At 55.4% G+C, this 8,973-nt stretch carries 10 protein-coding genes and 1 pseudogene; 4 read left to right on the top strand and 7 right to left on the bottom strand.

What is annotated here, in order from left to right; genetic code table 11:
- Positions 1 to 81: 81 nt before the first annotated feature.
- Entirely contained in the window at positions 82 to 960 is an 879-nt protein-coding gene (gene rsmI, locus IQ254_RS27365) for a 16S rRNA (cytidine(1402)-2'-O)-methyltransferase (protein WP_193969316.1), read from the top strand.
- 79 nt (positions 961 to 1,039) lie between these two features.
- On the opposite strand, the gene IQ254_RS27360 is transcribed toward rsmI, so the two are convergent.
- Positions 1,040 to 1,384, bottom strand: a complete 345-nt coding sequence (locus IQ254_RS27360) for a hypothetical protein (protein WP_193969315.1) — start codon at positions 1,382 to 1,384, stop codon at positions 1,040 to 1,042.
- Between the two features lie 240 nt (positions 1,385 to 1,624).
- Positions 1,625 to 2,746 (bottom strand): peptidase M42, encoded by a 1,122-nt coding sequence (locus IQ254_RS27355; RefSeq protein WP_228041151.1) that lies wholly within the window; start codon positions 2,744 to 2,746, stop codon positions 1,625 to 1,627.
- A gap of 356 nt (positions 2,747 to 3,102) precedes the next feature.
- On the opposite strand from IQ254_RS27355, the gene IQ254_RS27350 reads away from it, so the two are divergent.
- Together IQ254_RS27350 and cysK are read left to right on the top strand one after the other, a co-directional pair.
- A complete protein-coding gene (locus tag IQ254_RS27350) occupies positions 3,103 to 3,537 on the top strand; it encodes an Rrf2 family transcriptional regulator (protein WP_193969314.1) in 435 nt (144 codons plus the stop codon).
- Positions 3,538 to 3,546: 9 nt separating this feature from the next.
- Positions 3,547 to 4,509 (top strand): cysteine synthase A, encoded by a 963-nt coding sequence (gene cysK, locus IQ254_RS27345; protein ID WP_193969313.1) that lies wholly within the window; start codon positions 3,547 to 3,549, stop codon positions 4,507 to 4,509.
- A gap of 271 nt (positions 4,510 to 4,780) precedes the next feature.
- On the opposite strand, the gene IQ254_RS27340 is transcribed toward cysK, so the two are convergent.
- The 5 genes from IQ254_RS27340 to IQ254_RS27320 all read right to left on the bottom strand — a co-directional run bounded on the left by IQ254_RS27340 (position 4,781) and on the right by IQ254_RS27320 (position 8,569).
- On the bottom strand, positions 4,781 to 5,758 hold the full coding sequence (locus IQ254_RS27340; protein WP_193969312.1) for an alpha/beta fold hydrolase: 978 nt from the start codon (positions 5,756 to 5,758) through the stop codon (positions 4,781 to 4,783).
- A 267-nt stretch (positions 5,759 to 6,025) separates the two neighbouring features.
- A complete protein-coding gene (locus IQ254_RS27335; protein ID WP_193969311.1) occupies positions 6,026 to 6,844 on the bottom strand; it encodes an alpha/beta fold hydrolase in 819 nt (272 codons plus the stop codon).
- 212 nt (positions 6,845 to 7,056) lie between these two features.
- The gene (locus tag IQ254_RS27330; protein ID WP_193969310.1) at positions 7,057 to 7,464 is read right to left on the bottom strand and encodes a RidA family protein; all 408 of its coding nucleotides are present in this window, start codon (positions 7,462 to 7,464) and stop codon (positions 7,057 to 7,059) included.
- A gap of 36 nt (positions 7,465 to 7,500) precedes the next feature.
- Positions 7,501 to 7,812 carry an SDR family NAD(P)-dependent oxidoreductase gene (locus IQ254_RS27325; protein ID WP_193969309.1) on the bottom strand — a complete coding sequence of 104 codons (312 nt, stop codon included), beginning with the start codon at positions 7,810 to 7,812 and terminating at the stop codon, positions 7,501 to 7,503.
- 427 nt (positions 7,813 to 8,239) lie between these two features.
- Positions 8,240 to 8,569, bottom strand: a complete 330-nt coding sequence (locus tag IQ254_RS27320; protein ID WP_193969308.1) for a helix-turn-helix transcriptional regulator — start codon at positions 8,567 to 8,569, stop codon at positions 8,240 to 8,242.
- A gap of 89 nt (positions 8,570 to 8,658) precedes the next feature.
- On the opposite strand from IQ254_RS27320, the pseudogene IQ254_RS27315 reads away from it, so the two are divergent.
- Positions 8,659 to 8,850, top strand: a pseudogene (locus IQ254_RS27315) (VOC family protein); the annotation flags it as partial.
- Between the last annotated feature and the right edge of the window lie 123 nt (positions 8,851 to 8,973).

The raw sequence follows: 8,973 nt of genomic DNA, 5'->3' as shown, positions 1-8,973 counted from the left end.
CCTCACTCCCCCGCTCCCTCACTTCCCCGCTCCTCACCTCCCTCGTCGCGTATAAAATAGACCTTTACCGCCACCCCGACCATGGCCTCGGCCCCCGACTCTGACCTCAAACCCGGCCATCTCTACGTGGTGGGCACCCCCCTGGGCAACCTGGAAGACATGACCTTTCGAGCGGTCAGGCTTTTACAGTCAGTGGATCTAATTGCCGCCGAAGACACCCGCCATACCGGCAAACTGCTTCAGCATTTTCAGATCACCACGCCCCAGATCAGCTACCACGAGCACAATCGCCAGAGTCGCATTGGCGAGGTGTTGCACCATTTGCAAACCCGCCAGCACGCCGTAGCGCTGGTCAGCGATGCGGGTATGCCGGGGATCTCAGACCCAGGCTATGAGTTGGTGGCGGCCTGTGTTGAAGCCAATATTCCGGTAGTGCCCATACCGGGGCCAACGGCGGCGATGACAGCGCTGTGTGTATCAGGGTTACCCTGCGATCGCTTCATTTTCGAGGGTTTTCTCCCGCTCAAGGGCAAAGATCGCACCGCCCGACTAGAATCCCTAGCCCAGGAGGAGCGCACTATAGTTCTCTACGAAGCACCCCACAAGCTGCTCAAAACCCTAGCCGATCTCACCGCCGCCCTGGGTGCAGAGCGACCCATCACCCTGGGCCGCGAACTCACCAAACGATTCGAAGAATTTTGGCGCGGCACCCTGGGTGATGCCCTAGCGCACTACCAAATCACCGCCCCCAAGGGCGAATTCACCATAGTCATTCAGGGGGCAACCCGCGACGTTCCGGTGGTGTCTGAGCAGGCGCTCAAGGCTGAGCTAGAGCGCCTGCTGCACGAGGGAATTTCGCGCGCCGATGCCAGCCGCCAGCTAGCCAAAGCCACCGGGCAACCCAAAAAGCTGATCTATCAACTTTCGTTGGGCATTGACACCGATGGAGGCGCTGGCTAGTCGGCTGTAGCCTGCATTCTGTGCCTATTCTCAATGACTTAGAGCTGGGTCAGGCGATCGCAGTCGGGAGCAATCGCTCTTAAAACCAGGCTTCATTGTCTAACCAGCGCATAACCTCAGCCTCAGAATATAGGCACTTACGCTGGTTAGTGCGGGGATCGTAGACTTGCCACCACAGGTGACCCGAGGGATCGGTCGTTGCCGTGATCTTGGGCTCTAGGCGCTGGGCATGCCACTGGCGGATGCGCTGCATCAGACCCCCAAACCAGCCGCCAGCAGACTCTTCGGGTGGAGCGTCGGGGTTTGGGGCGGTGGTCTCAGCGGAGGAGCGTTTTTGAGGATAACCGACGGCTCCCAGCTGGTAACGGAGCTGGTGCGGTTGTGGTTGGTGAGCTCGTTGGGCTTCTCGATCGTTAAATTTCATGGGATAGGGCTCCTGACAGAGAAATCTCTGGGATTTTGGTAACAGAGACTACTTTTATTATCCCTGATTCAAAGAAATCTTCAATACCACTAAGAAAAAATTATTATTGTTTACAGTGAACTTTTATTCTCTCTGTCCCTGCCTGAGGTGGGGCGATCGCGAGAACCGTCAGGGTATCACCCTAGGCGGCTGTATTCGATGACGCCATCAAGCTCAGCGTTCAGAGCAAGCTTGGCCTCTCTAGTTGATGTAAGTCTGCAACAGGCTGATCACCGCCGCTACCGAAGCCAGCGAGGCCGTCTCGGTAGCGGTGTGGTACTCGGTAGTGGGAATTTGCAGCGTGGTGCCCGTCACGGCTCCGTCGGTGGCGGCAGTGAGGCGGCCCATCTCGGTGCGGCCCAGGGAGTAGGGCTTGGGTCGAGTCAAGTTTTGGGCAGCAATATAGTCGTCTTTGTAGCTGTAGGCAATGCCGAGGCGATCGCAGCGATCGGCCAGATCTAGGGTGATGCCGGGGGCAAAGTCGGCGCTGGCGTCTTTGCGGCGCAGGGTGACAAGCTGCTCGTCGGCGGCTTCGCGGTTGTGGTAGGGGCTGGTGTCGAGGGCAATCAGGCGATCGGTGCCCAGGCGCTGGCGCTGAAACCACGACAGGGCATAGCGCCAGCTGCGGCCCGACTCTTCTTGGGCGGTAAACAGGGCGGTGCCCTCAAAGCCGCAGCGAAACAAAAAAATAATGATAGCGGCGCTGATCACATTGTCGAGTTGGGCCGAGATGTAGCCGTCATTAAATTGCAGGCGATCGAGGAACGAAACCGGCGTGCCCGGTTGCAGGTAGTCTAGCCCTTCGACTTCAAAGATTAGGTTGTGGCGCTCGGGGCAAATGAAGGAGTTGGTAATCACCCCCTGGCCGATGTAAGTGCCGGTATAGGGCAGGTGAGCCTGCACCCGCTGGCCCTGAAAGCGATTTTCAATGATGTGGAGCATCTCCTCAGATACCGAGTCGCCCGTCAACTCGCTCTGGTTGCCCGCAATAAAAGCAGCATACTGAAACTCATTCGGCCCGGTACAGAGCAGCCCATGGCGGTCGATGTGGGCCGACAGCATCAGCTCGTGGGGGCGGCTACCCTGGGCCACCAAGACACCGTGATAGTGGCTGACCTCGGCCCCGACTTCTTCGAGCTCGCGGCGCAGCACCCGAAAGAAAGAGTCTTCACTGCCCACGACGGAGGGTTCGCGGATGAGAAACTGCAAGATTTCAAGAAAATCGGCCAGCCCTTCGAGGGCAATGGGGTCACCCACCGCAGCGGCCTGGGGAGACTCAATGGGGTTGAGCAGCTGATCGACAACCAGGTTAAGTGGGCTCATAGCGAGTCGTGCCTCCTAGGGGTGGGCTGTACGAGGTGCAGCGCAAAGGGTGGTTTGGTTTGGTCGCGCTAATGTCGGCCCGCGATGGATGTTACGGATGGCGGGGAGCAGGGGACTACGGAACCGGCTCCGCTGCCCTGAGCAGGCTTGCTTATAACCTGCCTTGACTCTACTCAGAACCATCGCGATCGCCATGTAGACAAGCAGACTACTGCGAAGCCCCGGTTGGTTTAGTGCAGGCCAATACAAATCGGTGAGGTCATGGTGAGGTCATGGTGAGGTCATCATGCAATCCTGCAAACCCCAGTGGAGAACCGGAGTATACTGTGAGGTATCGCTCTTTACCTGCTCTGCCTGTGGATTTGTCGTCTAAAAGTGAATACGCGCTGCTGGCGCTGCTGGAACTGAGCCCCCACTATGCCAGTGGCGAACCACTGCAAATTCGCCAGATTGCCAGCCAGCAAAACATTCCCGATCGCTACCTGGAGCAGTTGCTGGCTACCCTACGCCGGGCCGGTCTGGTAAAAAGCCAGCGGGGGGCGCGGGGGGGCTATTTGCTAGCCCGCGATCCGTGGAAGATTACCCTTTATGATGTGGTGAGCTGTATTGAGGGGTTTGAGGGGCAGCCCGACCCGACCCAGGTGGCCGATACGCCCGAGGCCCAGGTGATCCAAAATGTGTGGGGTGAGGTGCGTCAGGCGGCTGAAGGGGTGCTGCAAAAGCACACGCTACAAGACCTGGTCGAGCAGCGCAACGCCCAGCAGCAAGTCGACATTATGTATTACATCTAGGCCAGGCCCATGCGAATTGCCGAAAACGTGACCCAGCTGATTGGCCGTACCCCGCTGGTGCAGCTCAACCGCATTCCAAAGGAGACGGGCTGCCTGGCCCGACTGGTGATTAAGTTAGAGGGCATGAACCCCTCCGCCTCGGTCAAAGACCGCATCGGCATCAACATGATCGAAGCCGCTGAGGCGGAGGGGCTGATCACCCCCGGCCAGACCACCCTGGTCGAGCCCACCTCGGGTAACACCGGCATTGCCCTGGCCATGGCGGCGGCGGCCAAGGGTTATCGCTTGATTCTCACCATGCCCGAGACCATGAGCTCAGAGCGGCGGGCGATGCTGCGGGCCTACGGTGCCGAGCTAGAGCTGACCCCAGGCACGGCGGGCATGTCAGGCTGCATTCAGCGAGCCCAGGATATGCTCGATGCCCTGCCCAATGCCTACATGCTGCAACAGTTTCGCAACCCCGCCAACCCCGATATTCACCGCCGCACTACCGCCGAAGAGATCTGGGCCGACACCGATGGCCAGGTGGATATGCTGGTGGCCGGGGTGGGTACGGGCGGCACCATTACCGGCGTGGCCGACGTGCTAAAGCAGCGCAAGCCCGACTTTAGGGCGATCGCGGTCGAGCCGGTCAATAGCCCGGTGCTCTCAGGCGGTCGCCCCGGCTCCCACAAAATTCAGGGCATTGGGGCCGGGTTTATCCCCGAGGTGCTCAATGTAGACCTGATCGACGAGGTGGTGCAGGTGGCGGATGAGGATGCGATCGCCTACGGTCGCCGCCTGGCCCGTGAAGAGGGGTTGCTCTCTGGCATTTCCACTGGCGCGGCGGTAAAGGCCGCCGTGGAGGTCGGCTGCCGTCCCGAAAATGAGGGCAAGCTGATCGTAATTATTCAGCCCAGCTTTGGGGAGCGCTACCTGAGCACGCCGCTGTTTCAGGATCCAGAGCTGATGGCCCCGCTGGCGATCGGATAGTTTCTTGCAGGCCCCAAATTTACGCCGCTTTGACTGACCAGGCATCTGACATCGATCGAGTTGGCATCGCGGTTGCCTAACGGTGCCCATCACCCACCGCAGATAACCTCTCGCTCCCAACAGACAAACCCCCGGCGGTCGGTGTGCATGGGCGTTGTTAGCTGGTGTCTACCATCTGTGAACACGCCTGCTTAGATATTCAAACCCCAGTACCCGGAAGCTGCCAAGCCTTTTGAGCATTGGGTTTCGTACCTCAACCAAGCCTATGCGATTAGCGATCGCACTTACTTTCGACGTAAGCCAGATCGGCCGCGTGTCTCGCCAGTGCCTCACGAGCAGTTTCCCAGGCGGCATCTTCGTCATAGAGAGCCGAATGTAGATAGGCCGCCGTCATTCGTTGGACAATGGCCAGGCGATCCGGGTTTTCGTCGCCAGTTTCCTTTGCATCATATCCCGCGATCCCGCCAAGCCCGTGCATTCCGCCTATCAGCGTCAAAAGGCTGTCGCAGCCGGGGCCATCGCGATAGGCAGCGGTATACCATTCTGGCCCGCACACAGTCATGAACGGGTTCACATCCGCATCACCGACAACCACGAGAGATTTCGTGATCAAATGCGAGTAATCTGGGTTCAGTTCCGTGAAGTTCTCACGTGCAAAGTCGCTCAGTTCATCTCCTCCATTACCGGGAGGAGCCAGGAGAACTCCGACCTTGATCCGAGGTTCAATCACGCTGACGTCATGGTCAGCATCTCGCCTAGAGTCCGTCAATCGTGCGCCAAGCAACATACCGACTGTCTGCCCCCCCATCGAGTGACCAACTGCAGCAATCTTTCCATGATCCAACCGTTGTGAAAGGGTAGGAATCATCCGCTCGATTTCGGACAGATTATCCAGAATCAGTTTCATCTCGTCGACCCGCGACCGCCAGAACAGCGGTGCGCCCGGAAGATCATGAGACAGACCCGCGACTTTCGAGTTGGCATGTGTAGGCTGAATCACTGCGAAGCCCTGTTCTGCATAGAAGTTTGCAAGCGGGCCATACCCATCCTTTGAAGGCAGATACAGGGACGGACCATCACCGTGAGACAAGAGGATGATCGGGAGTTTGCCCCCCTCCAAAGGAGCCGTAATTCGCATTTCGAGCGGTTGTCCGCGTTGCGGTACGGACAACGTCACGGGACTGATCGAGATCGTTTGGCGGATCTCACCAACCGGAAGGTGCCGCGACTTGTCGAGAAGTTTGTTCATACTTCACTCCGAAAAGATGTTGTGAGGTTGCATTAGACGGGAACGCGACAAGATTTTGTCAGAGAGGCTGAGGTTTCCATCTAGCTCCGGTGACTTGGACTCGGTCATCAATACTAAGCTTCGCGGCATAACTGCTCGCGCTCACCTGATTCAGACTCTCTTCACAACTCAATGAAAAAGCAAGTATGTTCCGGTGCCGCGCGGTTGTTAAATGACGCAGCGAGATTCAGAGGTTACGGGGTCATACCAGGACTGCAAAGCGCAGCTTCAGCCGCGAATGAAGTCCAGCACGTCAGCGTTAAATTGCTCGGCTTGCAGCTGAGCAAGGCCGTGGCCGCCGCCTGGATAGACCTTTAGCACTGCGTCTTGGACGATTTCAGCGGCGCGATTTGCAGACGCTTCAATTGGCACGATCTGATCATCATCCCCATGAATAGTCAGCGTCGGGCGGGCGATCGCCTCAAGATCTGCGGTGTAGTCGACTTCCGAAAATTCATGGATACAGTCATAAAGACCTTTGATACCGCCAGACATACCCTGAAGCCAGAAGCTTTCGCGGAAACCTTCATTGTCGTCGACGCCCCCACGATTGAAGCCATAGAAAGGCGTGGTGAGATCGCGGAAGAACTGTGAACGGTTCAGGGCGGTGCCGTTTCGGATACCGTCAAAGACCTCCAACGGGGTGCCATTGGGATTCGCATTGGTCTTGAGCATCAGCGGTGGAACCGCACCAACCAGTACAACCTTGGCCACACGCTCATTGCCATGGCGTCCGATGTAGTGGGACACTTCCCCGCCGCCGGTCGAGTGGCCAATCAGAATCGCATCGTGCAGATCGAGATGTTCGATGAGCTCAGCAAGATCATCGGCATAGCGATCCATGTTATTGCCGTCCCAAGGTTGTGCCGAACGCCCGTGCCCGCGACGGTCATGGGCAATCACTCGATAACCCTGCTGGCCAAAAAACAGCATCTGGGCATCCCAGGCATCGGCGCTCAACGGCCAGCCATGGGAGAACACAATCGGCTGGCCGCTGCCCCAATCCTTGTAGAAAATATCAGTTCCATCGCTCGTCGCAAACTTCATTTTGAGATCTCCTTTCAGTTTGGATTTCTTGGGCTGAGCCTAGTTTTGGGAAGAGCGCCAGGGCCGGAGCACCAACCCAAGCGGTAAGCCTTTAACCAGCGATGTCATGACAGACCAGGCTACGATGAAGAAGTTCCAGACATAGACCCGTCAACGAGCTTTGCCAAGTCATCTAACACCCACCATATGGGGCAGCTTTGTCAGGCAGTAGCTCAATCAGGTAGCCTGACTACCAACTCCATTTCAACCTTAAGATCCGGCGCTGCTAGAGCCTGAACCCCAACCCCAGTCACACATGGCTGAGCACCTTCAAAAGTGGATAAAAATGACGGCATAAGCTCTTCTAATTTTTCAGGCGTCAGATCAACGACATAGACCCTTGCTATCACAACATCCTCCGGCTTGGCGCCTGCTGCCTCCAGGGCAGAGTGAGCATTTTGTGAAACAAGCCTCATTTGCTCAACTAAACTTTCTGGCACCGGTTCATCACTTGGCTGCCATGCCACCTGGCCCGATATGTAGGCCATGCGGCCGGGCTCAACAACAGAAATTTGCGAATAGCCCATTTCACTAGAATTAGGCAACAATTTTGGATTGATGCGAATAATATTTTTTGACATATACACCTCGAATTAGAATTAAAGGACTACACTAATTTATGCCTTCTTTGCTGGCAAATTACTAGAAGCCAATGCGTTATTCACTAAGATATCGACTTTGCCATATTGAGCAATGGCTGCATCGAACAAAGCAGTCATATCGCCTGGAGATGCCACATTTGCTTGCACTGCGATCGCGGTGCCACCTACCGTAGTAATCTCGTCCACAACGCCTTTTGCAGCAGCTTCGCTACCAGAGTAATTGATAACTAGACTGCTGCCTTCTTTTGCCAAATCCTTTGCAATGACGCTACCAATTCCCCGCGAAGATCCTGTGACGATTGCTACTTTATCTTGTAAGCTGCTCATAAGATCTAACCACCCTAAGAAATATTGAGACTGCTTCAGTTAAGCAACACTCCGGACAGTTTTTGGCAGGTAACGGTAGAGTGCGGGTTTCAGCCCTCTTCAACAGCAGTCTGACCGACGAGAAATCAAGGATTTCGGCGCTTGTTTGGTAAAGTGTCCGGACTATTGTTAAGGGAACCTCAAAAATACAAATCCTATTGATAATGACAACGAGACTTCAAAGTTTCCGGGCTCCAAAAATTCTCAACAAGGCAATTAATCGAGGTGCTCCTAAGCTTAATCCCTAGCATCAACAGATGACCTCTCACTTCCCCTAACCGAAAACGCAAGCAGTAGAACGTTTCCGCTCACCGGACGCAGCTAACCTTTGCAACTCAATCGACCATATCCTAACATTCCGGTGCAGTAACTTGTTATGCAGGGCAACTTACGAGAGTGACTCTCGCAACATTACTAACTTCTCCGGCAAAATTCGGTAGTAGATCCATGTCCCTCGCCGCTCCCGCTCCAGCAAACCGGCCTCATACATGATCTTGAGATGATGACTCACGGTTGGTTGTGACAACCCTAACGGCTGTGCTAATTCACAGGCGCAAACCTCTCTATTTGGCTGCGCTGCGATCAAGCTCAGCATCTGCAACCGCACGGGTTCGCCCAACGCACGAAAAGGTACAGCGAGGTGAGTCGCCTCATCAAGTGTCAAACGCCCCGTCAGCAAAGAAGAACAGCAAGAAGCAGCAGGTTTAGATAACTTCATGCCTTCTATATTGACACATATCAATATAGCTTGCCATAATATCGATAGACTCAAATATCGATACTCATCAATATAGTGAGGATCAAATCATGACTCGTGTTCAATTGGCGCTCAATGTTAGTGATATCGATGCTGCTGTGGATTTCTACACCAAACTATTTGCAACTGAGCCAGCAAAACGCCGTCCAGGCTATGCGAACTTCACCATCGCTGAGCCACCCTTGAAACTGGTTCTGATGGAAAACCCTGGAGCTGCAGGCAAGCTAAATCACTTGGGGGTAGTGGACTAACGTAAAGGATGGAGAAAAAATAAGGCAACGCTGTCGTATTTATAGATTCTGAGGGGGTAGCCTCCATGGCCATTGAGATGACCTGTCCAACCTGTGGGTCTCACGACATCTCCA

Source organism: Nodosilinea sp. LEGE 07088 (genome assembly GCF_015207395.1).
Lineage (GTDB): Bacteria > Cyanobacteriota > Cyanobacteriia > Phormidesmidales > Phormidesmidaceae > Nodosilinea.
This window is presented reverse-complemented; position numbering and strand designations above follow the sequence as displayed.

Bases quoted from the DNA above. Each gene is read 5' to 3' on its own strand.
- rsmI (WP_193969316.1), top strand. From the start codon at position 82: ATGGCCTCGGCCCCCGACTCTGACCTCAAACCCGGCCATCTCTACGTG.
- IQ254_RS27360 (WP_193969315.1), bottom strand. From the start codon at position 1,384: ATGAAATTTAACGATCGAGAAGCCCAACGAGCTCACCAACCACAACCG.
- IQ254_RS27355 (WP_228041151.1), bottom strand. From the start codon at position 2,746: ATGAGCCCACTTAACCTGGTTGTCGATCAGCTGCTCAACCCCATTGAG.
- cysK (WP_193969313.1), top strand. From the start codon at position 3,547: ATGCGAATTGCCGAAAACGTGACCCAGCTGATTGGCCGTACCCCGCTG.
- IQ254_RS27340 (WP_193969312.1), bottom strand. From the start codon at position 5,758: ATGAACAAACTTCTCGACAAGTCGCGGCACCTTCCGGTTGGTGAGATC.
- IQ254_RS27335 (WP_193969311.1), bottom strand. From the start codon at position 6,844: ATGAAGTTTGCGACGAGCGATGGAACTGATATTTTCTACAAGGATTGG.
- IQ254_RS27330 (WP_193969310.1), bottom strand. From the start codon at position 7,464: ATGTCAAAAAATATTATTCGCATCAATCCAAAATTGTTGCCTAATTCT.
- IQ254_RS27325 (WP_193969309.1), bottom strand. From the start codon at position 7,812: ATGAGCAGCTTACAAGATAAAGTAGCAATCGTCACAGGATCTTCGCGG.
- IQ254_RS27320 (WP_193969308.1), bottom strand. From the start codon at position 8,569: ATGAAGTTATCTAAACCTGCTGCTTCTTGCTGTTCTTCTTTGCTGACG.